Origin of the sequence: Gibbsiella greigii, from assembly GCF_039540155.1 — a bacterium.
In the GTDB taxonomy this organism is placed as follows: domain Bacteria; phylum Pseudomonadota; class Gammaproteobacteria; order Enterobacterales; family Enterobacteriaceae; genus Gibbsiella; species Gibbsiella quercinecans.
In genome coordinates this window covers 55289-81739 of record NZ_BAABEM010000021.1, presented here as the reverse complement: position 1 = coordinate 81739, position 26451 = coordinate 55289, and the positions used below count along the sequence as shown (strand labels likewise).

Here is a 26451-nt window from a genome sequence, read left to right as displayed (position 1 = left end):
CCCGTTTGCGTTAAGTATAAAGGAACAGCGATGGTAGAGCAGGAACCGCAACGCCCCGATCCCGACAGCCTGCTGGCGGTGGCGAATGAAACGCCGCGCGGCCGGCTGAAGGTGTTTTTCGGCGCTTGCGCCGGCGTGGGGAAGACCTATGCCATGCTGCAGGAAGCGCAGCGCCAGCGCGCCCAGGGATTGGATGTGCTGGTGGGGGTGGTGGAAACCCACGGTCGCCGCGAAACGGCCGCGTTGTTGGCCGGGCTGGCGCAGTTGCCGCCAAAGCGTATTCGCCACCGCGGGCGGGTGCTGGCGGCATTCGATCTGGACGCGGCGTTGGCTCGCCGCCCGGCGCTGATCCTGATCGACGAGCTGGCCTACAGCAACCCGCAGGGTTCACGCCACCCCAAACGTTGGCAGGACGTGGAAGAGCTGCTGGATGCCGGCATCGACGTACTGACCACGGTCAATGTGCAGCATTTGGAAAGCCTGAACGACGTGGTCGGCGGCGTGACCGGGGTGCAGATCCGCGAAACGGTGCCCGACCACGTATTTGACGAGGCGGCGGAGGTGGTGTTGGTGGATTTGCCGCCGGACGATCTGCGCCAGCGCTTGAACGAAGGTAAAGTGTATATCCCCGGCCAGGCCGAGCGCGCCATCGAGCACTTTTTCCGCAAGGGCAACCTGATCGCTCTGCGTGAGCTGGCGCTGCGCCGCACCGCCGATCGGGTGGATGAGCAGATGCGCGCCTTCCGCGATCCGCTCGGCCAGGACAAGGTTTGGCACACCCGCGACAGCATTTTGCTGTGCATCGGGCCGGGCGGCGGCAATGAAAAGCTGGTGCGTATCGCCGCCCGCCTGGCCGCGCGGCTTGGCTGCCAGTGGCACGCGGTGTACGTGGAAACGCCGCGGCTGCATCGCCTGCCGGAAAGCCAGCGCCGCGCTGTGCTGCGGGCGCTGAAGCTGGCGCAGGATCTGTCGGCAGAGACGGCGACCCTGGCCGATCCCAGCGCAGAGCGTGCGGTGCTGCGTTATGCCCGTGAGCATAATTTGGGCAAGATCGTGATTGGCCGGCGGCCCGAACGGCGCTGGCCGCTGCGCCGCCGCTTTGCCGATCGGCTCGCCAGGCTCGGCCCGGATGTTGATCTGCTGGTGGTGGCGCTGGAGGAAACCCGCACGCCGCCGCCGACGAAGGAAGCCGATAGCCGCCCGATGGGCGACAAATGGCGCGTTCAACTGCGTGGCTGCGCGGTGGCGTTTGCGCTGTGTGCGTTGATCACGCTGTTTTTCCAGTGGCTGCTGCCGGGCTTTGACCAGGCCAACCTGGTGATGGTGTATCTGCTCGGCGTGGTGATTATCGCACTGTTGTTCGGCCGCTGGCCTTCGGTACTGGCGGCCGTGATTAACGTTGCCAGCTTCGATCTGTTTTTCGTCCAGCCTGAATGGTCGTTTTCGGTCAGCGATGTGCAATACCTGCTGACGTTCGGCGTGATGCTGATTGTGGGCATCACCGTCGGCAACCTGACCGCCGGGGTGCGCTACCAGGCGCGGGTTGCCCGCTACCGCGAACAGCGTGCCCGCTATCTGTATGAAATGTCGCACGGCCTGAGCCAATCGCTGACCGCGGCGGATATCGCCAAAACCAGCAGCCATTTTCTGGCCAGCAGCTTTCAGGCCAAGGCCGCGCTGCTGTTGCCGCAGGAAGACGGCCGCTTGCAGCCGCAGGGCGGCGAGAACAGCCTGCAGGCGGTGGATGAAGCGATCGCCCGTTGGAGCTTTGATAAAGGCCAGCCGGCCGGCGCCGGCACCGATACCCTACCGGCGTTACCTTACCAACTGTTGCCGCTGCGTGCCTCGCAGCACACCTTCGGCCTGCTGGCGATCGAGCCACAAAGTCTGCGCCAGTTGATGGTGCCGGAGCAGCAGCGTCTGTTGCAGACCTTCACCGTGCTGATTGCCAGTGCGCTTGAGCGCTTGCATCTGGCGCACAGCGCGGAACAGGCGCGGCTGGATACGGAGCGCGAACAACTGCGCAATTCACTGTTGGCGGCGCTGTCCCATGATTTGCGCACACCGCTGACGGTGCTGTTGGGCCAGGCCGAACTGCTGGCGCAGGCCCTGGCGGCGGAAGGTTCGCCCCAGGCGCATCAGGCCGGCCAGATGCGCCAGCAGGTGCTCAGCACCACCCGGCTGGTGAATAACCTGCTGGACATGGCGCGCCTGCAGTCCGGCGGTTTTAGCCTGCGCAAAGAGTGGCAATCGCTGGAAGAGATCGTCGGTGCCGCGCTGCATATGCTTGAACCGCTGCTTAGCCCGCGCCAGATCAAGGTGGAGCTGCCGGTGCCCATGGTGCTGATCAATTGCGACGGCAGCCTGCTGGAGCGGGTGTTTAGCAACCTGCTGGAAAATGCCATCAAGTATGCCGGCCCCGATGCTATGATGGGCATCCGCGCCCGCGTGCAGCCAGGCTGGCTGGCGGTGGAGGTTTGGGACAACGGCACCGGCATCCCGCCGGAGCAGGTGCAGCAGATTTTCGATAAGTTCGCCCGCGGCAACAAAGAGTCGGCGATCCCCGGCGTCGGCCTGGGGCTGGCAATTTGCCGCGCGATTGTTGAAATACACGGTGGGCGCATTTGGGCGGAAAACGGCGCAAATGGCGGCGCCAGCTTCAACTTCCGCCTGCCGTTGGAAACGCCGCCGCTGATGGATGAGGAACGTTGTGATTTGCCATAACGCCGAAGGGGACCTGTGACCAGCACGCCAACCAATATTCTGATTGTCGAAGACGAGAAAGAGATCCGCCGCTTCGTGCGCACCGCGCTGGAAAACGAAGGGCTGCGGGTGTTTGAGAGCGAAACGCTGCAGCGCGGTCTGATCGAGGCCGGTACGCGTAAGCCGGATCTGATTATTCTTGATCTGGGGTTGCCGGACGGCGACGGGGTGAGCTATATCCGCGATCTGCGCCAGTGGAGCGCCATCCCGGTGATTGTGCTGTCGGCGCGCCATGCTGAAGAAGACAAAATCGCCGCATTGGACGCTGGGGCGGATGATTATCTTAGCAAGCCGTTCGGCATCGGCGAACTGCTGGCCAGGGTGCGGGTGGCGCTGCGCCGCCATGCCGGCAGCCAGCAAGAAAGCCCGCTGGTGACGTTTTCGCAGGTGACGGTGGATTTAATCAACCGCCAGGTGCAGCGCAACGGTGAAGCGCTGCACCTGACGCCGATTGAGTTCCGCCTGCTGGCCGAACTGCTGGCCAACCCTGGCAAAGTGATCACGCAGCGCCAGTTGCTGAGCCACGTCTGGGGGCCAAACTACGTGGAGCACAGCCACTATCTGCGCATCTACATGGGCCACCTGCGCCAGAAGCTGGAAGACGATCCGGCGCGGCCCCGCCATCTGCTGACGGAAACCGGCGTCGGTTACCGTTTCATGCCTTAGCGGTTCACCACCCGCGCCGGCAGCGCCACCACCAGCAGTGAACTGAGCAGCAGGCAGGCGGCGAAGGCCCACAGTGCGCCGCTGCCGCTGCCGGTCAGATCGATAGCCAACCCCATCAGCGAATTACTCACCAGCCCGGCAATGTTGGCCAGCGAGCAGGCCAGGGCAAAGCCGGTGGCCGCCGCCGCGCCGCGCAAGAAGGTGGCCGGCAGGCTGAAGAACACCGGCACCGCGCCGATAATCGTCGCCTGCGCCACGGAAAACAGCAGCACGGTGGCGAAGACGTTATGGGTGAAAAAGGTGCTGGCGGCCATGGCGGCGGCGCCAATCCAGAACGGTGCGATGATATGCCAGCGCCGTTCGCGGTGGCGATCGGAACTGGCGCCGATCAGCAGCATGCCAAGCAATGCCGCGATGCTTGGGATGGCGGTCAGCATCCCGATGTGGGTGATGTCCGCCACCCCGGCGGTTTTGATAAACGAAGGCATCCAGAAGCCCATGGCATAGGCGCTGAGCAGTATCGAAAAATCAATCCCGCCGAGCATCCACACCTTGAGGTTGAAAAAGCCGTCGCGAAAGCGGTGGTTGGTGTGGTCGGTTTCGGCCTCATCGCGCTTCAGATCGCCGGCCAACTGCTCTTTTTCTTCGGTGTTCAGCCAACTCACCTGCTGGTAACGGTCCGGCAGCATCCAGAAGGTCATAATACCCAGCAGCACGCTCGGCAGGCCCTCAAGCAGGAACAGCCACTGCCAGCCGTGCAGGCCGTGGCGCATATCGAAATGCCCCATGATCCAGCCGGACAGCGGCCCGCCGATCACGCTCGACAGCGGCAGCCCCAGCATAAACAGCGCGATGATGCGGCCACGGCGCCAACTGGGGAACCACATGGTCAGATAGAACAGCACGCCCGGCAGGAAGCCGGCTTCGGCAACGCCGAGCAGGAAACGGATAACGTAAAACTGCATCGGCGTAGTGACAAACATGGTGGCGGTGGAAAGCAGCCCCCAACTGATCATGATGCGGGCAATCCACAGCCGGGCGCCGACGCGCTGCAGCACCAGGTTGCTCGGCACTTCGAACAGAATATAACCGACGAAAAACAGCCCGGCGCCCAAACCGAAGGCCGCTTCGCTCAACGCCAACTGATCGGCCATTTGCAGCTTGGCCAGGCCCACGTTGATGCGGTCAAGGTAAGCGGCCAGGTAACACAGGCAGAGAAACGGGATCAGTCTCCAGGTGATTTTGCGGTACAGCAACGGCGATGTTGCGTGCGCTTCCTGAGAAGGGCGTGGGTATGCAATAGCCATGTTTACATCTCCGGCAATGGCAGTCTGGATCCCCCGGCTGACAGGGAGCGATCTGCAGGTGAATGTGTTCCGCCAGGGGGCGGATAAGGCGCGTTATAACAGCCCGCACCAGGATTTACATCAGTTTCCGGCGCGATGTGCCGGGTGGCCAACGGGGCGGTTACGCCTGCGCCAGGGTGGTCAAATAGTCGAGGGCTTCCTGCCGGCTAACCACGTCGCCATACTTGCTGTCGATATCGAACAGGTTGGCCTCATGCGGGGCCGGATGGCGATCGCCGACGCATTCACGCACGACAATGGTGCGAAAGCCGTGCTGCACGGCATCAACGGCGCTGGCGCGAATGCAGCCGCTGGTGGAACAGCCGGCCAGCAGCAGCGTATCAATACCCTGCGTATGCAAGAGGGAAGCCAAAGCGGTGCCGAAAAAGGCGCTGGCGTATTGTTTGCTGATCACCAGCTCTTCCGGCAAAGGGGTGACGCTTTCGCAGAAGGCAGCCTGCGGGTTGCCTTCCACCATGCTTTTCATCACCGGCGCCTTTTGTACCCACATGCCGCCGTCGGCGAAATGAGGGGGATGATAGCGGATATTGGTATGAATAACCGGTATTTCCGCACTGCGCGCCGCCGCCAGCAGCACGGCCGCGTGTTCCACGGCGCTGACCACGCCAGGGGCAAACAGCGGCGCGCCGGGCATGGTGTAGCCCTGCATAAAATCGATCACCAGCAGTGCCGGGCGCTGGCCAAAACCAATGCGGTTGCCCCACACGCCCTGATAATTTGCCTGTGGATCGCTCATTTGGCCTGCCCCCCGTGTTGCGCCTGCAGCGGAAAATCGCCTAACGCGGCGAAAAAGCCGTCAAAGTCGTCCCAGGGGATCATATGCCCGGCGTCCGGCACGTGGCGCACCGCCAGCGACGGCAGCAGCGCACACAGCTCGGCCTGATCGTCGGGCAGGATCACGCCGCCTTTGCCCGCCACCATCAGCAGGGCCGGCTGCGTCACCGCCGGCAAATCCTGATGGAAATCCACCTCGTGGAAATCGTGATAGGCTTTGACGATCGCCGGTTCATAGCAGGTGTGCAGCCATTCGGCGCGCAGCCGCAGCTGTTCTTCCGTCCAGGTGGGGCAGTATTCGCGCATGGCGTCGGCATCCATCCCCTGCAGCGATTGGCGGATGGAATCGACGTACCAGGGCAGTTTGCCCGGATAGGCCCGCCGCCCCGGCCCGGAGACCGGCGGATCGATCAGCGTCAGGCTTTTTACCCTGGCCGGGTGGCGCACGGCGGCGCGCAGGATAAAGCGCGCGCCCATCGAATGCCCCATCAGGTGGTATTCCTCCAGCCCAACTGCCGCGGCGAATGCGCTGATATCGTCGGCGCAGGCATCGGTGCCGTAATCCAGCGCCGGGCCGCTGGCGGACAGCCCGCGGCCGCGCACGTCCAGCACCCAGGTGTCATAGCGTTCGGCCAGGCGTTCGGCCACAAAGCCCCAGGTAATCGCCGGGCTGGTGATGCCGGGGATCAGAAGCAGCGCCGGGCCTTTGCCGCCGTAGCGCAGATAGTGCTGGCGGATGCCGTTGGCAGTTACGTTGCCGCCGTACAGAAACTGGCTCATGCGGCGCTCTCCGTTTTCAGCGGCTGTGCGTACAGGTCATAGCCATACACCCAGGCCGGATCTTCCTGGGTGCGCAGGAAGGTATTGGCGTTCGACACCGCCTGTACGCGCGAAGCGCGCTCTTTGCGGTTGGCTTCGTACAGCCGGAAGGCGGTGGTGAAATCCGCCAGGCCGGTTTCCGCCAGGCAACGCGCCAGCATGGCGCCGTCTTCAATCGCCATCGCCGCGCCCTGCGCCATATGCGGCTTCATCGGGTGGCAGGCGTCGCCCAGCAGTACCAGCCGGCCCTGGCTCCACAACGGCAGCGGCTTGCGGTTAAGCAACGGCCATTTGGTCACCTGTTCACTGCAGGCGATCAGCGCCTGCACCGTCGGGTGGTAGCCGGCGAACGCGTCGTACATCTCTTGCTGACTGCTGTCGACGTAGCTGCCCTGGAAATCCCAGGCCGGGTGCGGCACGCCGCTGACGTAGTAGTATTCATCGCGGCGGGCGGTGGTGTAGTAAACCATCAGGTGACGATCTTCCGACCACCACTTCACGCAGTCTTCGAAGCGCAAATCATACTTCGCCAACTGGCTGGCGCTGATCATCGCGCGATGCGCCACCCAGCCGCTGTAGGTCGGCGCTTCCACGCCCAGCAGGTGCTCGCGGATTTTCGAGTTGATGCCATCGGCGCCGATGACGATATCTGCCCGTGCCTCGCTGCCGTCGCTAAAGCGCAGGTGTACATCGCTGCCGTTATCGTCCACCTGCTGTAAACATTTGCCGAAATGCACGCTGCCGGGGGTGAGGGCGGTCATCTGCAGGGCTTGTAGATCGCCGCGATGCACGGTGACATAGGCGGCGCCGTAGTGCTGGCGGGCGTAGTCGCCCAGGGGGATGCGCGCCAGATAGTCGCCGCTTTGCGCCTCGCGGCTGAACCAGAAATCAGGGTGGGATGCCATTTGCTCCAGCGCCTTTTCAATCCCCATGCGGCGAAAGATCTTCAGCACGTTTGGCCCCATATGGATGCCGGCGCCCAGCCGTGAAAACGCCGGGCTTTGCTCGTAGACATCCACCTTAAATCCCGCTTTCTGTAACAGTGCCGCCGCCGCCGCGCCGCCTAACCCCGCGCCGATTACTGCGATCCGTTGATTACTGCTCATAGCCCATCCTCATCGTGAGCGTGTTCACCTGTGATTCGGGTTTTATTAAGCAGATATTTAAAGTGTATACACTGTAAATGGTCGTGTTAACAAAAGGATTCATCAGGTTATTGTCACGCTTGTTTTTGTTAAATTAACGTTATACCCATTGCTGTGTGTGGATAAAATAGGATTTTCTTATGCATGGTTATCGCGTGTTGCATTTGGTGAATGAGTTGGCCTATAAGTTAATTAAAGCGTATTCACTTTAATTTGTTGTTAATTTAAGCAGTGTGCGGCGGTGGTTACCCAAACCGTTACGAGGAGAACGACATGGCAGTGAACGACAGCCAGTTAGGGCAAATGTTTGAGCAGGTGCTGGGATTGTCCCGGGTTGATGCCACGCAAAGCGTAGCAATACTGAAAAGCCACTATTCCGATCCACGCACGGTGCGTGCGGCCACCGACGCCGCGCTGCGGCTTGGCGCCAAGGTGTATACCGTGGAATTGCCGGCCTTCAACCATACCCGGGCGATGGGCAACGACATGACGGCCTGGTGCGGCGACACCGCGCTGACCGGCAATACCGCGGCGCAGCGGGCGCTGGAAGCGGCGGATCTGATTGTCGATACCATGATGCTGCTGCATTCGCCGGAGCAGGAGCAAATCCTGAAAACCGGCACCCGCATTCTGCTGGCGGTGGAACCGCCGGAAGTTTTGGCACGAATGTTGCCTAATGAACAGGACAAAGCGCGGGTGATGGCGGCGGCGGCGGTGCTGGAAAAAGCCCGGGTGATGCAGGTGAAATCCCGCGCCGGCAGCGATTTTCGCGCGCCGCTGGGGCAGTACCCCACCGTGACCGAATACGGCTTTGCCGATGAACCGGGGCGTTGGGATCACTGGCCGAGCGGCTTTTTGTTTACCTGGCCGAACGAAGAACAGGCCGAAGGAACGCTGGTGCTGGACGTGGGCGATATCCTGTTGCCGTTTAAAACTTACTGCCGCGAGCGCATCACGCTGGAGATTGATAAGGGCTTTGTCACTGCCATTCACGGCGGCTTTGAGGCGGAATACCTGCGTGATTACATGAAGTATTTTAACGATCCGGAAGTGTACGGCATTTCGCACATCGGCTGGGGGTTGCAGCCGCGGGCGCAGTGGACGGCGATGGGGCTGCACGATCGTAACGACGGCATGTGCATGGATGCGCGGGCGTTTTACGGCAATTTCCTGTTTTCCACCGGCCCGAATACCGAGGTGGGGGGAACGCGCAAAACGCCGTGCCATATGGACATTGCGCTGCGCCATTGTGATATCAGCCTGGATGGCGAAACGGTGGTGGCCGACGGCGATGTCATCGCGCCAGCGGCTTCGCGCGCCGGCTGAGGGCGCGCAGATTACATTGCTGCCGGGATCGCGGCTTTGTACTATTCCGGTAGGCTTTCTGACCCGATAGGGAAACACGATGACAAGTTTACCGGACAACGCCGCAGGGCCGTGCGCATATCAGTATACCGAGCAGGTGGGGCACCTGTTACGCAAGGTATACCAGCGGCACCAGGCGATTTTTCAGCAAAACGTGGGTGATGCCCAACTGACCGCGGTGCAGTTCATCACCCTGTGCGCCGTCCGCGATCTGGGGCCGAGCGCGCAAACCGATCTGGTGCGCGTCACGGCGGTGGACCAGGCGACCATCCGCGGCATTGTCGAACGGCTGAAGGCGCGCGGCCTGGTAGCGCTCAACCCGGATCCCTACGACCGGCGCAAAGTAATTGTCGCGCTGACCGAGGCCGGCGCGGCGCTGGTCGAAGCCACGGTGCCGCACGCGCTGCGCATCAGCGAACTGACGATGGCCCGGCTCAATCCGGCCGAACGCATTGCGCTGGTGTATCTGTTAAGAAAAATGTTGGATGACGGTGATGTCCAGATAGAGTAAGGCGTCTGCTCTGCTGGCCGCTGTCACCGTGGCCGAAGCGGAGAACGGAGCATCATGAAGGGGCGCCCCGATAGTGAGTTAATCGCAGTACGTCTATTACCGGAAGTGTCATTTACGCTGCGGGTCAACGGGCAGGAACGGCGCTTTACCACCTTTAAAGACACCAGCCTGCTGGCGGTGCTGCGTAACGATCTGCAGCTGAACGGCCCGAAATACGGCTGCGGGCTGGGTGAATGCGGTGCTTGCACCGTGATGATTAACAACGTTGCCGCACGCGCCTGTGTGATCCCGGCCGCCGGCCTGGTCGGGCGTGAGATCACGACCCTTGAAGGGCTCGGCAGCCGTGCTGCGCCACACCCCATCCAACAGGCTTTCATCGAACAACAGGCCGCCCAGTGCGGCTACTGCCTTAACGGCATGATCATGACCACCGCGGCGCTGCTGCGCCGCAACCCTGCCCCGACGGAAAGCGAAATCCGCCGGGCGCTCTCTGGCAATTTGTGCCGTTGTGGAACCCACCTGGAAATTTTGCGCGCCGTGCGGCGCGCCGCTGAACTTTGCCGTAAGGATCCCCGCCATGACTAACGCTCCTTCGCCGACCCAGGCGGCGCTACTGGCCCGCGAGGGTGTGTTGCTGATTGTCGATCATATCCAGCCGCCTTCCGGCCCGGTGCCGAAAGGCAGTACGCCGAAACAACAGCCTACGGAACTGGGGCTGTTTATCGCCCTGTGCGACAGCGGCGAGGTTTATGCCTTTAACGGCCATGTCGATCTGGGTACTGGCGTGCGCACGGCGCTGACGCAAATCGTCGCCGAAGAGCTGTATCTGCGTATGGAACAGGTGACGATGGTGCTGGGCGACACCGCCCGCGCGCCCAATCAGGGGGCGACGATCGCCAGCGCCACGCTGCAAATTTCCGCCGTGCCGTTGCGCAATGCCGCCGCCGAAGCGCGGCGTTGGCTGCTGCAACAGGCGGCGGCGCGCTTTGGCCAACCGCAGGAAGCACTGGCGCTGAACGACGGCGAAATTATTGCCCCCGACGGCCAACGTCTGCGCTATGGCGAGCTGGTGGCCGGGCGCCGCACACAGCTGTTTATCAGCGGCAGCGCGCCGCTCAAGCCGGCGGCGGCGTATCGTCTGGTCGGCACCTCCTCACAGCGGGTGGATATTCCCGCCAAGGCCACCGGCGAAACCACCTACGTACACGATATGCGCCTGCCGGATATGCTGCATGGCCGGGTGGTGCGTCCACCCTATGCCGGCTATGACAGCGGGGATTTCGTCGGCAATAGCCTGATCGCGGTTGATGAATCGTCAATCGCCCATATTCCGGGCATTGTGAGCGTGGTGGTGATCCGTGATTTTATCGGCATCGTCGCCGAGCGCGAAGAGCAGGCGGCCAAGGCGGCGAGCGAGTTGCAGGTCAAATGGAAGCCGTGGCAAACACAACTGCCGGACATACGCGATATCGCCCAGGCGCTGCGTGACAATCCCAGCAGCCAGCGGGTGGTGCACGATACCGGCGGCGTTGACGCGGCGCTGGCGAAGCTGGAACGCCGTTTTACCCGCAGCTATCTGTGGCCGTACCAGATGCACGGCTCGATCGGCCCTTCGTGTGCGCTGGCGGACTATCGGCCGGAAGCGTTGCGGGTCTGGTCGGGAACCCAGAACCCGCACCTGCTGCGGGCCGATCTGGCCTGGCTGCTGGAATACCCTGAATCACAGATCGAGATCTGCCGAATGGAGGCCGCTGGGTGTTACGGCCGCAACTGCGCGGATGACGTTTGCGCTGATGCGGCGCTGCTCTCACGGGCGGTGGGGCGGCCGGTGCGCGTGCAGTTGACCCGCGAGCAGGAGCACCTGTGGGAGCCGAAGGGCAGCGCACAGCTGATGGAAGTGGACGGCGGGCTGGACGCCGCCGGCAACCCGGCGGTGTACGACTTCGCCACCTCGTACCCTTCCAACGGCGCGCCCACGTTGGCGTTGCTGCTGACCGGCCGGGTGGAGCCGATTGCCCAGGCCTATGAAATGGGGGATCGCACCAGCATCCCGCCCTATGACTACCCGGCGATGCGCATCACCATCAATGACATGGCGCCGCTGGTACGCGCCTCCTGGATGCGTGGCGTATCGGCGATGCCGAACACCTTTGCCCATGAGTCGTACATGGATGAGCTGGCCGCGGCGGCCGGCGTCGATCCGGTGGAATACCGCCTGCGCTATATAAAGGATGAACGGGCCGCTGAATTAATTCGCAGCACCGCCGCCCGCGCTGAATGGACGCCGCGCGCCGATGCCGCGCCACAGCCGGATGCCAACGGCGTGCTGCGTGGGCGCGGCTTTGCCTATGCCCGTTACATTCACAGCAAGTTCCCCGGCTTTGGCGCCGCCTGGGCGGCCTGGGTGGCGGATGTCGCCATTGATAAACAGAGCGGCGAAATCGCCGTAACGCGCATCGTGGTGGGCCACGATGCCGGCATGATGGTCAACCCGGACGGCGTGCGCCACCAGATCCACGGCAACGTGCTCCAATCCACCAGCCGGGTGCTGAAGGAAAACGTCACCTTTGAACAATCGACCATCGCCAGCAAAGAGTGGGGCGGTTACCCGATCCTGACCTTCCCGGAAGTGCCGGCGGTGGATGTGATGATGATGCCGCGGCCGGAGGAGCCGCCGCTGGGCGCCGGCGAATCGGCTTCGGTGCCCAGCGCGGCGGCGATTGCCAACGCGGTGTTTGATGCCACCGGCATCCGCTTTCGCGAACTGCCGATCACCTCGGATAAGCTACGGGTGGCGCTCAACGGCCCAGACAGTGAAGACAGCGGCCGGCTGGCAGGGCCGGCGGCAAAAAAGCCCCGCTTTAGCCGCTGGCTGCTGGGCGGCGTGGCGGGCATCGTCGGGGCGGCCGTAGGGCTGGCCACCACCGCCTTGCCGTGGCGCAGCGCGATTGCGCCGATCGCCACGCCGGCGGCGGATACCTGGTCGGCGGCGACGCTGGAACGTGGGCGGCAGTTGGCGGCGGCGGGCGATTGCGCGGTATGCCACACCAGCGAACACGGCGCCACCAATGCCGGCGGCCTGAAAATGGACACGCCGTTCGGCGCGCTGTACAGCACCAATATCACCCCGGATGTGGAAACCGGCATCGGCGCCTGGTCGTTCACCGCCTTCGATCGCGCCATGCGTCAGGGTATAAGCCGTGATGGGCGCCATCTTTACCCGGCTTTTCCCTATACCTCTTTTCGCCTGATGAGCGATGCCGATATGCAGGCGCTTTATGCCTGGCTGATGTCCCGGCCGGCGGTGCGCCAAGCGGCGCCGGAAAATGACATGCGTTTCCCGTTTAACCTGCGCCCGCTGATGGCCGGTTGGAATGCGTTATTTCTTGGCCGTGGCGAATACCGTAACGATCCGCAGCAAAGCGCGCAGTGGAACCGCGGCGCGTATCTGGTCAACGGCCTGGGGCACTGCGGCGCCTGCCATTCGCCGCGCAACGCGCTGGGGGCGGAAAAGGGCGGCGCCGATTTTTTGGCCGGCGGCAACGTCGACGGTTGGGATGCGCCGGCGCTGAACGGGCTGTCGATGGCGCCCAAACCCTGGACGGAAGCACAACTGTATCAGTATTTGCTCACCGGCTATGCCAGCGAACACGGCGTGGCAGCCGGGCCGATGGGGCCGGTGGTTAGCGAATTGGCTACGCTGCCGGAAAGCGATGTGCGGGCGATCGCCCACTATCTGGCGGCGCAGGGAGGCGCAGCGGCGCCAACGCCCCAGACACCGCCTCTGGCTGCCAATCCACCACCGGTACCTGACGGCCTGCGCGCGCTGCGTAGTGGCGAGCAACTGTTCAACGGCGCTTGCCAGGCCTGCCACAGCGCCGACAGCGGCGGGCCGGTGCTGTATGGCGTCAGCCCGGCAATGGCCAACAATACCAGTGTGCACAGCGCGGCGCCGGATAACCTGATCCGCGTGATCCTGTATGGCATTCCCGAACCGGCGACGGGCGATCTGGGTTACATGCCGGCGTTTGGCGGCAGCTTTTCGGATCGGCAGGTGGCGGATTTGGCCGCCTGGATCCGCCATCGCTACGCGCCGGATAAGCCGGCATGGGCGGATTTGCAATCGGCGGTTGCCGAGGTGCGCGCTCACCCGGGGAGCCACTAAATGGTTACGGTACTGTTGCTGGCAGCCGGTGAAAGCCGGCGCTACCGGGCAGCGGCGGGCTGCCACAAGCTGTTGGCCGCAGGGCCGGATGGGCAAGCGCTGTTTGACGTCAGTTTACGCCGGGCGTTAGCGCTGGGGTTGCCGGTGCAGGCCGTCACCCGGCCGGGTTCACCGCTGGTGGCGCGGGCGAAGATTCACGGCTGTGGCGTGACGCAACTGGCCAGTGCCGGGCTGGCGCAATCGCTGGCGGCCGGCGTGGCGGCAACGCTGGATGCCGAAGGCTGGCTGATACTGCTGGCGGACATGCCCGCCGTGCGCATTGAAACCTGCCGGCGGGTCTTGGCCGCGCTGGGCCAATATGCCTGTGTGCGGCCGGTGTATCAGGGGCTACCGGGGCACCCGGTGGGTTGGCGGGCCGACCAGCGCGAGGCGCTGTTGGCGCTCGGTGGCGAATGGGGGGCACGCCAACTGATGCGCCACGTGGGCTGCCATTTACTGCCGGTGGATGACGCCGGCTGTGTACAGGATGTCGATCTGCCGGGCGACTGGCAGGCCATTAGCGAGGGCAACTGATGGAATCACTGGATATCCGCGTCGTCCGCCAGGCGCAGAGCTGGCTGGAAAGCGGCCAACCTGTTTGGTTGTGCACGGTCTTGCATACCTATGGCTCGGCGCCGCGGGTGCCGGGCTCCCTGCTGGCGGCCACCCGCTCCGGGGCGTTCAGCGGCTCTTTATCCGGCGGCTGTATTGAAGATGATTTCATCACCCGTTTGAGCCGTGGGGCGTTTGCCGCCGACAGCCAGATTATTCGCTACGGCGCGGGCGGGTTGCCGGCGGCCGTGGCTTTGCCGTGCGGCGGCAGTATCGATGTGCTGGTGGAACGGATGACGGCCGCCGATCGGCCACAGCTGGCGGCGATGCTGGCGGCGCTGGAAGGGCGGCAGGCGCTGGTGCGGCGCATCACGCTTCCCCAGCGCGCCGGCTGGCAATGGGATGTCGGTGGGGCGGCAGGCCTGCAGATCCATTGGCAGGGCGAACAGGTGGTTATCCCGATGGGCGCCGCGCCGCGGCTGATCGTCGCCGGCTATTCCGCGGTTGCTCATGACTGCATCCTGTTGGCGCAGATGTTGGGTTTTGAGGTGTTGCTGTGTGAGCACCGTGAAGAACAACAGCGGCAGTTTCGCCAGGATTTTCCGGCTCCTGAAGCGGCGCTGCGCTTTTCACCGCGTTTCCCTGCGCGCTATCTGGAGTTGGAAAGCGCCCACGCGCGCTGCGCCATCGTGGCGTTAACGCACGATCCGCGCATTGACGATCTGACGCTGGCCGAGGCGGTTAATACCCGGGCGTTTTACATTGGCGCGATGGGCTCCGCACGCAACAGCCAGCGGCGGCGTGAACGGCTGGCAACCGTTGGTGGGTTGAGCGCGGCCGAGCTGGCGCGTATCCAGGCGCCGATTGGTTTGCCGATCGGCAGTAAAACCCCGGCGGAGATCGCCCTGGCGGTGATGGCGCAGATTGTGATGGCAAAGAACCGGCTGCAATCGCCAGCGGGGTGAACGAGAAAAACCAATACATCTGCAACTTGAAGTATGAAGGGTATATTTGATGCCGCCAATATGTCGGCCTTTATTGCACCGAGTTGATCCCTGTGCTGTTCTATTTTAGTGCATGTGAATTTTGCTTGTTCAAAAAATAGCTTCTTCCGCCGTTATCGTTTTACGGAAAAATTACGCCCTCACCCGATTGATTATTTTTTATCCCTATTTATTAATGACGAGTTTTTTGCTGATTTTTTCAATATAAAACCATGATAAATGAATTGTTATTCACTCTATCACCTTGTTTTTATCAGGAAAATTGGCGGGTGCTCATTATGGCTGCGATTGGCACGGTTGATGCTACACAACCGTTGTGTGATGGACAGTTTTTATATAAAGAATGAGTGAACATAAGGTTAAAATATGAAGTTTAAAGTAGCATTTTCCGTACTGGCGATCTCTTTGGCGTTAAATAGCAGTGCCCTGTTGGCAAAGGAAACGAATACCGGAGTGGTTATTCCTCCGCTGGCAAAATCACTGACGCAATATCATTCCTGGGTGGAAATCTCTCAGCCGGCATTTCAGCATAATATTGAAACCATGCAGCGTTATCTGAATTCGAAAAGCCGGCTTTGCGCGGTGATGAAGGCCGACGCCTATGGTCACGGCATCGGTTTGCTGATGCCGCAGGTGATAAAAAGCGGTGTGAACTGCATTGGCATTACCAGTAACGAAGAGGCGCAAACGGTGCGCGCCAGCGGCTATAAGGGCCAACTGATGCGGCTGCGCACGGCGACCCTTGGCGAGGTTGAAGCGGGCCTGCCTTTCCATATTGAAGAGCTGGTGGGCAATTTGGCCCATGCGCAGCAGGTCGCCGCCATCGCCGCCCGCCATCATCGGACTATCGCGATACATCTCGGGTTAAACGCGGCGGGCATGAGCCGCAACGGCCTGGACGTTTCCACTGAACAAGGCAAGCAGGATGCCATCGCCATTACCCGGCTGGCTAAACTGCTCTTGGTTGGCATCATGACGCACTTCCCGGTGGAGGAAAAAGAGGATGTGCGGCAAAACCTGGCAAAATTCAACCAGCAGTCGGCGTGGTTGATTCAGGCCGCGGGGCTGGATCGCAGCAAGTTGATTCTGCATGCGGCCAATTCCTTCGCCACCCTGGAGGTGCCGGAATCCCAGCTTGATATGGTCAGGGTTGGCGGCGCGTTGTACGGCGATACCGTCCCCAGCCACACGGAGTACCAGCGCGTTATGCAGTTCAAATCGGCAGTGGCCAGTGTTAACGCGTATCCGGCTGGGAATACGGTTGGCTACGATAAAACCTATACGCTGAAACGTGATTCGCTCCTGGCTAATATTCCGGTGGGCTATTCAGACGGCTACCGCCGGGTATTTACCAATAAGGCGTTTGTGCTGATCGACGGCAAACGCGCACCCGTGGTGGGCAAGGTTTCGATGAATACCCTGATGGTGGACGTGACCGATATCCCCAACGTGAAAATGGAAGATGAAGTGGTGTTGTTCGGCAAGCAGGGCAATGAGGAGATCAGCCAGGCCGAACTTGAAGATATTAACGGTGCCTTGCTGGCGGATCTTTATACCATCTGGGGCAACTCCAACCACAAGGTGCTGGTGAAATAACCCTGGGGAGCGTGATGCGCGGTGGCCATTGTGCCGGCCACCGCGGCGTGGGGCCGTTATTTGAGCAACTGTTCAACGAAGGCCAGAACCTCTGGCTTTTTGCCCTGTTCGAACAGGCACTGCTGGAAACGTGCGCCGCCGATGGCGGTGTGCACCAAGGCCGGATCGATGGCTCGCAGGCTGTCAAGGTAGTCGTCTTTCAGCAGGGCGCTTTTCACCTGGCCCAGGATGGCCGCGTTGCGGACCTGCGGCGCTTTGCGCTCCACCGGGTAGCCTTCCCCTTGGCGCCCGCTAAACAACTTCTCGAAAACATAGCGCAGGTTCAGTTCTGCACCCCAGCCGAAGCCCTTGGCAAACGGCAGCGAGATGGCATTGCCGTTGTTGATTTGGGCGAACAGGAAGGCATCGGCGGGATCGATGCAGTAACCGCAGATCACCCCCGGGTGAATATTCAGCGCCAGCAGCGCCCCTTGCCCGGTGCCGCAGCCGGTCACCACAAAATCCACCGCCTGCGCATTCAGCAGCAGGCTGGCCATGATGCCTAGATGGATATATGTCAGGTGGTGGTCTTGCTCGTCGCTCATGCCGACGTTAAATACCCGATCGTGATGGGTATCGGCGACGGCCTGCAGCTGTTCCAGCACCAGTGCGTTTTTGCTTGCCTGGCTGTTTTCCATCATTAATGCAATGTTCATCGTTGTCTCCTCAAAAATGTGCCGGCGTGGCCATCAGCGCGCCAGCCAACCGCCGTCAACGGCCAGAGTGTGGCCGTTAATATAGTCCGCCGCCGATGAAGCCAGGAAAACCACCGGGCCGGCCAGATCGGCAGGCTCGCCCCAGCGCCCGGCCGGGATACGCTGCAGGATTTCCTGGCTGCGTTCAGGATCGTCACGCAGTTGCCGGGTGTTATTGGTGGCCATATAACCTGGGGCGATCGCATTAACATTGATGCCGTGCTGCGCCCATTCATTGGCCATCAGGCGGGTTAACCCCAGCACGGCGCTTTTGGATGCAGTATAGGAAGGCACCCGGATGCCGCCCTGAAAAGAGAGCATCGAGGCGATGTTGATGATCTTGCCGCCCTGGCCCTGCGCAATAAACTGGCGCGCGGCCAGCTGTGAAAGGAAAAATACGGTTTTGGCGTTCAGGTTGATCACGTCATCCCAATCCTGCTCGCTAAACGCCAGTGCGTCCTGGCGGCGAATAATGCCGGCGTTATTGACCAAAATATCAATATGGCCAAATTCCGCCACCGCCTGCGCCATCAATGCCGGCAGCGCCTCTTGTTGACTGAGATCGGCCTCCAGGCTTAAAAAGCGCCGCCCGAGCGCGGTAACGCCGGCGACGGTGTCTTGCGGCTGCACCCGGTTGATGCCGATGATATCGCAACCTGCTTGCGCCAGGCCGAGCGCCATGCCCTGGCCCAGCCCGGTGTTGCAGCCGGTGACGATGGCGACTTTGCCGTGCAACGAGAAACTCTCCAGACTCATTCTGTTCTCCTTGGTGCTATGGGCATATGCTCGTCATACTTCAAGTTACAGGTGTGTTGGCTTTCCTTGCTCACCCCAGTCACTTACCTGAGTAAGCGCCTGGGAACTCGTTGCGTCGCCGCCTGCCTGCAACTCGAATTATTTAGAGCTATACATTTAATGCTTCAGGCCGCCTCGACGCGGCTTGGATCATTTCGTATATATTCACCCAGTTAATATGTAAGTACGCCCCCCGACAGGGGGCGCGGGCTTGTGCCGGGGCAGACAAGCCCGGCGTGTTTACAGATAAACATGCAGATATTCCACCAGGCACAGGATCGCCATCGCCTGGCCATACGGCATGGCGGTCAGCGGAATTTGCCGGTAGTCGTCAAGTTGTTTGCCCATGCCGGTGCCGAAGGACACCTGTGCCAGTTCGCCGTCGGCGTTAATCTGCTCGATCACCCCACGCAATGCGTTTTCCGCCACGGCCTGGTAATGCGGGGCGATATAACGCTTGCGTACCGCTTTCAGTATGCCGAAGGCGAAACCGGCGGTGGCCGAGGCCTCCAGGTACGAGGTGGGATCGTCCAGCAGCGTGTGCCACAGCCCGCTGCTATCCTGGCACTGCGCCAGTGCGGCCACCTGGCTTTCGAGCACCTGCAATAAAAAACGCCGCGTAGCGTCCTGCTCTGGCAAATCCAGCAGCTCGAGAAATTCTGGGATCACAATGGTCAACCAACTGTTGCCGCGCGCCCAGCGGGCGCGGGCGAAATTATGGTTGCCGTCGAAAGTCCAGCCGTGGAACCACAAGCCGCTTTCACGTTCCATCAGATGCTGGGTGTGGACGAAAAACTGGTATTTGGCTTCTTCAATATAAGCGGGGCGATCCAGCAGTTTGCCGATTTTGGCCAGCGGCAGCACGCTCATCATCAACGTGTCGTCCCACAGCTGTTGGTGGTTCTCTTCGGCCAGCGTGACGTGCTGCATGCCACCGCGCTGCGTGCGCGGCATGTCGTGCATCAGCCATTCGGCCCAGCGTTCCAGATAGGGCAGCCACTGCGGGTTGCCGGTTTCTTCGTAGCGATAGGCCAGTGTGAGGAAGGGGCTGACGGTGTTCACATTTTTGGTCGGCGTACCTTCGGCAAAGCGTTGTGCGAACCAGTCGTCGATGATGGCGCTCAGCGTGTTATCGCCGGTCAGGCGAAAATACCGGTGAATGCCGTACAGGCCCACGCCGTGCGTCCACTCCCAGCCGGCCCAGCCTTTGGTATCGATCACGCGCCCGTCGTCAAGCCGTAACAAGAATTCACCGCTGTCATCCGTAATGTGGATGAGGTTGTCTACCAGGCGTTGAATCAACTGGTGCAGCGCTTCGCGGCTGATGAAGCGTTCTGGCTGGCGCAACAGCGGGCTATGTTTTACGGGGTATATCAGCATAATGCGGCTCTCAGTAAAGATTAATCAGGGTTGATAAGGGGATGCGTGCGTTGCGTCATCACCGTCAGCGGCCTTCACACGCGTGGCGATCGCCGGCTTATGGCGGTTGAGATAGCCAATATTGTTGTTGCCCCACAGGGCCTCATACGGCAGACCTGCCAGCATTTCGACGGTGGTGCGTGCCTGCGGCGTAATGTTGTTTGGCACAATCTGGCCGGCGGCACGCATTTTGGCGACTTCTTCACGCAATATGCTGTGCGTGGCGAGGTTCAGTTTGAAACGCAACGAAATGATAAAACCGACGGTCAGCACCGCTAACGTACCGAAGCACAACACCAGCAGGATGGTGTGGCTCACGGCGGGGGTTTGGGCGCTCTGGCCGGAAACAAACCCCGACAGTTGCAGGATAATGCCGACCAGCATCACGGCGCCGGCCTGCGAGGCCTTGCGCGTCAGCGTCATGATGCCGGCGAAAATGCCTTCGCGCCGCTGGCCGGTAATGGCCTCGTCTACGTCGGCAATATAGGTATAGATGTTCCAGGGCACATAGTTGATCCCGCCGCGCCCCAGCCCCGCCAATGCGGAGATCAGCAGCAGCAACGAGAAGATGTCGCTGAGGTTGGCGTAATACAAAATGGCGTAAGAAATGGCGCTCAGGCCGAACAGAGCGGTGACGACGCGGTAAGACGGAGCCGGGCCAAAGCGGATGCACAGCGGGATCATGCCGATCACCGCGATGAACTGCATGATCGCCATCACCCCCATCAGGTTGGAGGCCATCGACGGCGTCTGCATCAGCACAAACACCACGTAGTAAGTGAAGACCGCGTTGAAGACGTCCTGCGCGATGTAGCCGCCCAGATACATGCCCAGGTGCTGGCGGAAGATGCGGATGCGCAGCGTGGAGGTCAGCTCAACGTTCAGGCGCTTCAGGCTTTGGCGCAGGGTAAGCTTTTGTTGCTCGGCCTGCAGGGCTGCGGCTGATTTTTGCTCCGGCGCGCGCTCCCAGGTAAAGCAATACACCAGCGTCAGTACGCAGGCGCAAATGATGGAAAACACCATGCTGGAATAGAAGAAGGAAACCGCGTTGTCCTTGCCGAAATAGCTCAGCAGGATCCCCGGCAGAAACGCCGCCAGGATGGCGGAAAGCTGCGCCAGGGAAATACGTGCGCCGGAGAATTTGGTCTTTTGCTTGAAATCATCGGTCATCTCCGGCACCAGGGTTTCATAGGGCACCAGGATCATGGTGTAGATCACGTCGAAGAACAGGTAGGTAAACAGGTAGTACCAATAGTCCATATGGCCCACCCACATCAGGCTGTAGCTGAACACCAGCGGGATGCCGAGCAGGATGAAAAACTTGCGGCGGCCGAAGCGTTTGCCCAGCCAGGTGCCGCCAAAGTTGTCGGTCAGGTAGCCCATCACCGGGCTGACCACCGCGTCGAGCACCCTGGCCATGGCGAAGATAAACGTGGCTTCAATGGGGCTAAGGCCGCAAAACGTGGTGTAGAAGTAGAGTAGCCAGGCGGCGGTTAATGCTGTGGTGCCTGCGCCCAGGAAATCGCCCGAGCCGTAGGCCAAATAGTTAATAAGTCCGATTTTTCTTTTTTTCATGACTGTTATTCCCATAGCCATAAGAGACGTCGTGTTCCCGCCATAGGTACGATCAGTGGGGTGCATCTGTAAGGTAGGGGGATGTGCAATCGCTAGCCTTTGTGTTTTTGCCATAGGGGCGTATTTAATGGCAGCGGTGAAAAGAATAGGGTGGCCAACTTCTCAATAAATTAAAAACGGTGTTTTATTTTTAATAAAATATGGTTTTAAAAATAAGAAATGTACGGCTAAGGGAAGACGGAAAGAGGGTTGGCGGCGTGGTTGCCAGCCAGCTATGGGGCCGGCCAGGCCCCAGATCACCGGCGGGGGGATTATCTTGCCTGCTGATACACCGACAGGTGGGTGTAAACGGCATTCAGCAACTGGGCATTCACCGCATGGGCGGCGGCAATGCGCACCAGATCGCCAATAATGTGGTCGGCTTCCACCGCAAACCCTTGCACCATGTCGCGGTACATCGATGAGGTTTGCGGCGACTCGGGGTCGGTCAGCGCATTGATGGTGCTGGCCACCATCCCTTCGCGCTCACGGTATCCGCCCGCTTTGATGGTCGCGGCAATTTCGTGGATCAGGGCGGTGGCAAAGGCTTTGCCGCCGCTGGCCGCCGCAACCTGGCCGATATTGCCGCGCATCAGACAAGTGATGGCGCCCAGGCTGGACAAGAACAGCCACTTTTCCCACATTTCGCGGGTGATGTCGTCAGCAAGGCGGGCATTAACGCCAATCCCCTGGAACTGCGCGTCGATCTGGCGAATGCGTTCGCTGCGCTCCCCGGATAGTTCACCGTAGGCGATATCATGCAGCGGGGTCATCTGCACGATATTGCCGTCGGCATCCACCGTGGCGTTGATTTTGCAATACCCGCCGATAACCGCTTCGGCGCCAAAGCGTTGCTTAAGCACGGCCAGGTGGCCCATGCCATTTAGCACCGGCATGATGGTGGTATTGGCGCCCACCGCCGGTGCGATGTCGTCCAATGCGGCGGCGAGGCCAAAGCTTTTCACCGTCAGCAGGATCAGATCAAAAGGCGCGTTGAGATCTTTCGCCCGGGCGATGTTCGGGCTTAGTGAAAAGTTGCCTTGCGGGGTGATGACGTTCAGGCCGCTCGCCTGCAGCGCCGCCGCCCGTTTTTCCCGCACCAGGAAGGTTACGTCTCTGCTGGCTTGTGCCAGCCTGGCGCCAAAATACCCGCCGGTTGCCCCGGCGCCCACCACGAGAATGCGCATATTGTTGTCCGCTAAAGAGTTCAAGGTAAAAAAGACTATAGCAAAAGACGCGGTGCAATAGCATGCGCGCCGTTGGTCTGAACTCGGCGATAGCGCTTTCGGCGAAAGGCCGCGCATTGCGCAAACTCTCCGGCTTTGCCGGCCCCTACGGGCAAATTCGTGAATCACTTCGCAAATTGATTATTTAAGCATCCAGCGATCTTGCAGCCGCCTGCGCGCAATGATAGTAATGCACTAGTTCACTAATATCTGTGAATGAGTAAAGTACATTACGAGTCAACACATGAAGGACACCCCATGTCGGAAATTAAATTTGCCACACGTCTGAACTCCTTTGCGTCAGGGGCCTTTCGCTACTGGCCAGGATTGAAGGGCAAGCCGTCGGTATTGCAAATGATTGAACGTGCCGGAACGGTGAAAGGCTTGACCCACCTGGATCTGAACTATCCCCAGCACATCACCGACGATCTGAAGACCTTGCGTAAGAAGATTGAAGACGTGGGGCTGGCGGTCAACGGTATGCAAATGCGCTGGGACGCGCCGGAGTTTAAAATCGGCGCGTTTACCAATCCGGATGCAAAAATCCGCCGCCAGGCGATCGAACTGACCAAGCGCGGCATTGACGCCGGCCGTGAATTCGGCGCGGGTTTAATGACGCTGTGGATGGGGCAGGACGGCTTTGATTACTGCTTCCAGGCCGATTACAAAAAAATCTGGGAAGATGCCGTCAGCGCGGTGCGCGAAGTGGCGGAGTATGCGCCGGATATCGACATCAGCATCGAATATAAGCCCAACGAACCCCGCGCCTTCAGCATTTTCCCTAACGCCACCACCTGCCTGCTGGCGGTGGAAGAAGCCGGCTGCCGCAACCTGGGCATCACCCTTGATTTTGCCCATGTGCTGTTTGCCAATGAAGTCCCGGCCTTTGCCGCCGCCATGGTGGCGCGCCGTTCACGCCTGCTGGGCCTGGATCTGAACGACGGTTGGGGCAAGCGCGATGATGGCTTGATGGTCGCTTCCGTCAACCCGCGCGCCACGCTGGAATTCCTCTGGCAGATGAAGCGCGACGGTTATCAGGGCGCTTACTACTTCGATACCTTCCCGGATGCCAGCGGCCTCGATCCGGTGCGTGAAGCGGAAACCAATATCGCCACGGTGACCCGCCTGTTAGCGCTGTGCGAAAAACTGGAAGGCAATGCCGAACTGCTGGCGGCCATTGGCCGGCAGGATGCGGTAGCTTCACAGCAGATCGTTAACGACCTGATGCTGGCCAGATAATCCCTACACCGCCGCAGCCAACTGCGGTATTTCCATCAATAACAACAGGAAAGATAGATGATGAAAAAACAATTACTCTCTGTACTCGCTTCTACCCTGTTTTGCACCAGCGTTTACGCGGCGGATCTTCCGCCGCTGCAATCCGACACCGAGCCGGATCGCACCGACTGGACGCAATTGGCCACCAAGTATGGCCCATTGCCCGCCGTTGACAGCAAGCTGAAGATCGGCGGCGTCTCTAAAACGCTGACCAATGAATATTGGCGTTCGCTGGGCGAAGGCTATCAAAACGTGGCGAAAAAGTACGGCTTCACGCTGGCCTACCAGGCCGCGGCCAATGAAGACGATCAATTGGGCCAGCTCTCCATTGCCGAAACGTTAATTTCCCAAGGGTTTAATGGCCTGCTGGTTTCCCCGCAGACTGACGCGAATTTGCAGCCGGCCTATGAAGTTGCCAAAAGCAAAGGCATTCCGGTGGTGAATGTGAACGATGCTGTTATGCCGAACGTGCAGTATTACGTGGGCAACGTTCAGAAGGATAACGGCGTCAGGGTTGCCGACTGGTTTATCAAACACCATCCGCAAGGCGGCAAGGTGGCGGTTATCGAAGGCCAACCGGGCGTTTACGCCGCAGCGCAGCGCACCAAAGGGTTCCGGGAAACGATCGAAGCCAACGGCAAGTTCACCGTGGTGGCCAGCATTCCGGCCAACTGGAGCCGTGAAAATGCCTACAACGCCGCCTCCACCATTTTGCAGCAGCACCCGGATTTGATTGGCTTTTATGCCAACAATGACGGGATGGCGCTGGGGGTTGTGGAAGCCGTGCGCTCGCTGGGCAAAGCCAGCCAGGTAGCGGTGTTTGGCACCGACGGTATCTCTGATGCCTATGCCTCGATCAAGCGCGGTGAGCTGACCGGCACGGTGGATAGCTTCCCGGTGCTGACCGGCGAAGTGGCGATGGAAGTGATGCTGCGCCTGATCGACGGCCAGAAACTCTCGCGCGTGGTTTCCACCCCGCAGGCGTTGATCACCAAAGAAAATGCGGATGCTTTCTCGACCAAAGACAACGCCAAGCTGCGCCAGTTGCTTGAGCAGCACTAAGCAAGGCAACGGAGGGGTTATGGAACAGTTCTGTTTAACGATGCGCAGCATCAATAAAACCTACGGTAGCGTGGCGGCAGTGCAGGACGTTGATTTTTCAGTCCGGCGCGGCGAAGTGCATGCGTTGATTGGCGAAAACGGCGCGGGCAAGTCGACGCTACTGAATATTCTCTCGGGCGTGCGGGCGGCGGACTCCGGTGAAATCAGCGTGGAGGGCCAGGCGATTCAGATGAAAAACCCGCTTTCCGCGCGCCGCGCCGGGATTGCGATGATCCACCAGGAATTGCAGCACGTTCCCGAACTCTCCGTTGCGCAAAATATGTTTCTTGGGCGGCCGTTAACCAAATATAAAGGGTGGTTCGTCGACAGAAAGGCCCAGTACGCGCGGGCGATATCGATCCTGCGGCGGCTGGATCCGAGCATTAATCCCGACGAGCCGATTAAAAACCTGAAGGTTTCCCAGCAGCAGATTGTTGAGATCGCGCGTGCGCTGTTGGATGAGGCCAAAATCATCGCCATGGACGAACCGACGTCGAGCCTGACGCCGACCGAATTTGACCGGCTGGCGGAGCTGATTTCCGATCTGAAATCCATGAACGTCTCGCTGATTTATGTCTCGCACAAGATGAACGAGATTTTTAAGGTGTGCGATCGCGCCACGATTTTACGCGACGGCAGACAGGTCGGCGTGGTGAATATCTGCGACGAAACGGAAGAGAGCATCGTCACCAAAATGGTGGGGCGCAAGATTGAGAAAGTGCAGCACCAGTCGTTCGTCACGGATCAGGAAGTGCTGCGGATCGAAGAACTGGGGCGCGATAGCGCCGTGCTGCCGGCCAGTTTCAGCGTGCAGGCCGGGGAAGTGCTGGGCATCGCCGGGCTGGTGGGCTCCGGGCGCACCGAGCTGCTAAAACTGATTGCCGGGATTGACGCCAAAACCAGCGGCCGCGTGCTGATCGATGGCGCGCCGGTGAAAAACCTCAACGTCAGCAGCGCGATTCGTGCCGGGATTGGCCTGGTGCCGGAGGATCGAAAAAAAGAGGGCATCATTAAGGAACGGGCGGTGAAAATGAATATGGCGCTGCCTTCCATGGGGAAATTCACCCGCTATGGGCTGCTGAAAAACGCGCGCTTAAACCAGATTGCGCTGGAAGTGATGAGCGATCTGAAACTGCGGCCGCTAAATATTGATAAACCTATCGGCACCCTAAGCGGCGGTAATCAGCAAAAGGTAATAATCGGCCGCTGGGTTGCCGCGGATAATAAAGTGTTTTTATTTGATGAGCCAACCCGGGGGATTGATATCGGGGCCAAGTCGGAAATTTATAATCTGATAGAAAAACTGGCCCGGCAGGGAAAGGCGATTGTGGTCGTTTCTTCAGAGATGCCGGAAATTATACGCATCTCGGATCGCGTATTGGTCATGCGTGAAGGGAAGGTGACCAAAGAACTGAAAGGCGATGCGATTACGGAAGAAAATATTGCACGCTATGCGATTAACGATCTGACTTAAAACATAACCACTGTAACTGTAACCTGCATTTATCACTAAGGTAA

General features: G+C 60.3%; 21 protein-coding genes. 12 read left to right on the top strand and 9 right to left on the bottom strand.

Annotated features, from left to right (window positions below; all coding sequences use genetic code 11):
- Window positions 1-30: 30 nt before the first annotated feature.
- Together kdpD and kdpE are read left to right on the top strand one after the other, a co-directional pair.
- Complete coding sequence (gene kdpD, locus AC559G_RS14750; RefSeq protein ID WP_498913028.1) at window positions 31-2724, top strand: sensor histidine kinase; 2694 nt, start codon at window positions 31-33, stop codon at window positions 2722-2724.
- A 15-nt stretch (window positions 2725-2739) separates the two neighbouring features.
- Entirely contained in the window at window positions 2740-3429 is a 690-nt protein-coding gene (kdpE, locus tag AC559G_RS14745; RefSeq protein ID WP_095844997.1) for a two-component system response regulator KdpE, read from the top strand.
- On the opposite strand, the gene AC559G_RS14740 is transcribed toward kdpE, so the two are convergent.
- The 4 genes from AC559G_RS14740 to AC559G_RS14725 all read right to left on the bottom strand — a co-directional run bounded on the left by AC559G_RS14740 (window position 3426) and on the right by AC559G_RS14725 (window position 7495).
- The gene (locus tag AC559G_RS14740; RefSeq protein WP_498913027.1) at window positions 3426-4736 is read right to left on the bottom strand and encodes an MFS transporter; all 1311 of its coding nucleotides are present in this window, start codon (window positions 4734-4736) and stop codon (window positions 3426-3428) included. The genes kdpE and AC559G_RS14740 overlap by 4 nt on opposite strands.
- Window positions 4737-4896: 160 nt before the next feature.
- Complete coding sequence (locus tag AC559G_RS14735) at window positions 4897-5532, bottom strand: N-carbamoylsarcosine amidohydrolase (protein ID WP_498913026.1); 636 nt, start codon at window positions 5530-5532, stop codon at window positions 4897-4899.
- On the bottom strand, window positions 5529-6350 hold the full coding sequence (locus AC559G_RS14730) for an alpha/beta fold hydrolase (RefSeq protein WP_498913025.1): 822 nt from the start codon (window positions 6348-6350) through the stop codon (window positions 5529-5531). Before AC559G_RS14730 ends, AC559G_RS14735 begins: the two co-directional genes overlap by 4 nt.
- Window positions 6347-7495, bottom strand: a complete 1149-nt coding sequence (locus AC559G_RS14725) for an FAD-dependent monooxygenase (protein WP_095844993.1) — start codon at window positions 7493-7495, stop codon at window positions 6347-6349. Before AC559G_RS14725 ends, AC559G_RS14730 begins: the two co-directional genes overlap by 4 nt.
- Window positions 7496-7807: 312 nt before the next feature.
- Here AC559G_RS14725 and AC559G_RS14720 point away from each other — a divergent pair, with 312 nt between their 5' ends.
- The 7 genes from AC559G_RS14720 to alr all read left to right on the top strand — a co-directional run bounded on the left by AC559G_RS14720 (window position 7808) and on the right by alr (window position 16766).
- Complete coding sequence (locus AC559G_RS14720; protein ID WP_121555068.1) at window positions 7808-8860, top strand: 2,5-dihydroxypyridine 5,6-dioxygenase; 1053 nt, start codon at window positions 7808-7810, stop codon at window positions 8858-8860.
- Between the two features lie 79 nt (window positions 8861-8939).
- Window positions 8940-9410 carry a MarR family winged helix-turn-helix transcriptional regulator gene (locus AC559G_RS14715; RefSeq protein ID WP_279024752.1) on the top strand — a complete coding sequence of 157 codons (471 nt, stop codon included), beginning with the start codon at window positions 8940-8942 and terminating at the stop codon, window positions 9408-9410.
- Between the two features lie 54 nt (window positions 9411-9464).
- Window positions 9465-9995, top strand: a complete 531-nt coding sequence (locus AC559G_RS14710) for a (2Fe-2S)-binding protein (protein WP_095844990.1) — start codon at window positions 9465-9467, stop codon at window positions 9993-9995.
- A complete protein-coding gene (locus tag AC559G_RS14705) occupies window positions 9988-13575 on the top strand; it encodes a molybdopterin cofactor-binding domain-containing protein (RefSeq protein WP_498913024.1) in 3588 nt (1195 codons plus the stop codon). The genes AC559G_RS14710 and AC559G_RS14705 overlap by 8 nt, the downstream gene beginning before the upstream one ends.
- Complete coding sequence (locus AC559G_RS14700; protein WP_498913023.1) at window positions 13576-14148, top strand: nucleotidyltransferase family protein; 573 nt, start codon at window positions 13576-13578, stop codon at window positions 14146-14148.
- Window positions 14148-15131: an XdhC family protein gene (locus AC559G_RS14695; protein WP_498913022.1), complete on the top strand. Its 984-nt coding sequence runs from the start codon at window positions 14148-14150 to the stop codon at window positions 15129-15131. The genes AC559G_RS14700 and AC559G_RS14695 overlap by 1 nt, the downstream gene beginning before the upstream one ends.
- Window positions 15132-15536: 405 nt before the next feature.
- Complete coding sequence (gene alr, locus AC559G_RS14690) at window positions 15537-16766, top strand: alanine/ornithine racemase family PLP-dependent enzyme (protein ID WP_498913021.1); 1230 nt, start codon at window positions 15537-15539, stop codon at window positions 16764-16766.
- Window positions 16767-16822: 56 nt separating this feature from the next.
- Here alr and AC559G_RS14685 read toward each other — a convergent pair whose 3' ends face one another.
- From AC559G_RS14685 to AC559G_RS14665, 5 genes are all read right to left on the bottom strand, one after another.
- Window positions 16823-17461: an RpiB/LacA/LacB family sugar-phosphate isomerase gene (locus AC559G_RS14685; protein WP_498913020.1), complete on the bottom strand. Its 639-nt coding sequence runs from the start codon at window positions 17459-17461 to the stop codon at window positions 16823-16825.
- 33 nt (window positions 17462-17494) lie between these two features.
- Window positions 17495-18256, bottom strand: a complete 762-nt coding sequence (gene kduD / locus AC559G_RS14680) for a Rossmann-fold NAD(P)-binding domain-containing protein (protein ID WP_498913019.1) — start codon at window positions 18254-18256, stop codon at window positions 17495-17497.
- A gap of 279 nt (window positions 18257-18535) precedes the next feature.
- Complete coding sequence (gene bglB / locus AC559G_RS14675) at window positions 18536-19675, bottom strand: glycoside hydrolase family 88/105 protein (RefSeq protein ID WP_498913018.1); 1140 nt, start codon at window positions 19673-19675, stop codon at window positions 18536-18538.
- A gap of 24 nt (window positions 19676-19699) precedes the next feature.
- The gene (locus tag AC559G_RS14670) at window positions 19700-21289 is read right to left on the bottom strand and encodes an MFS transporter (RefSeq protein ID WP_498913017.1); all 1590 of its coding nucleotides are present in this window, start codon (window positions 21287-21289) and stop codon (window positions 19700-19702) included.
- 311 nt (window positions 21290-21600) lie between these two features.
- A complete protein-coding gene (locus AC559G_RS14665; protein WP_498913016.1) occupies window positions 21601-22515 on the bottom strand; it encodes a ketopantoate reductase family protein in 915 nt (304 codons plus the stop codon).
- Between the two features lie 297 nt (window positions 22516-22812).
- Between AC559G_RS14665 and AC559G_RS14660 the strand changes: the two genes are divergently transcribed.
- Genes AC559G_RS14660 through AC559G_RS14650 form a run of 3 tightly spaced genes read left to right on the top strand, consistent with a single transcriptional unit; the run spans window position 22813 to window position 26407 of the window.
- Entirely contained in the window at window positions 22813-23793 is a 981-nt protein-coding gene (locus tag AC559G_RS14660; protein ID WP_498913015.1) for an apurinic/apyrimidinic endonuclease family protein, read from the top strand.
- A gap of 60 nt (window positions 23794-23853) precedes the next feature.
- A complete protein-coding gene (locus tag AC559G_RS14655; protein ID WP_279024783.1) occupies window positions 23854-24894 on the top strand; it encodes a sugar ABC transporter substrate-binding protein in 1041 nt (346 codons plus the stop codon).
- Window positions 24895-24913: 19 nt separating this feature from the next.
- The gene (locus AC559G_RS14650) at window positions 24914-26407 is read left to right on the top strand and encodes a sugar ABC transporter ATP-binding protein (RefSeq protein ID WP_346079554.1); all 1494 of its coding nucleotides are present in this window, start codon (window positions 24914-24916) and stop codon (window positions 26405-26407) included.
- Window positions 26408-26451 lie beyond the last annotated feature (44 nt).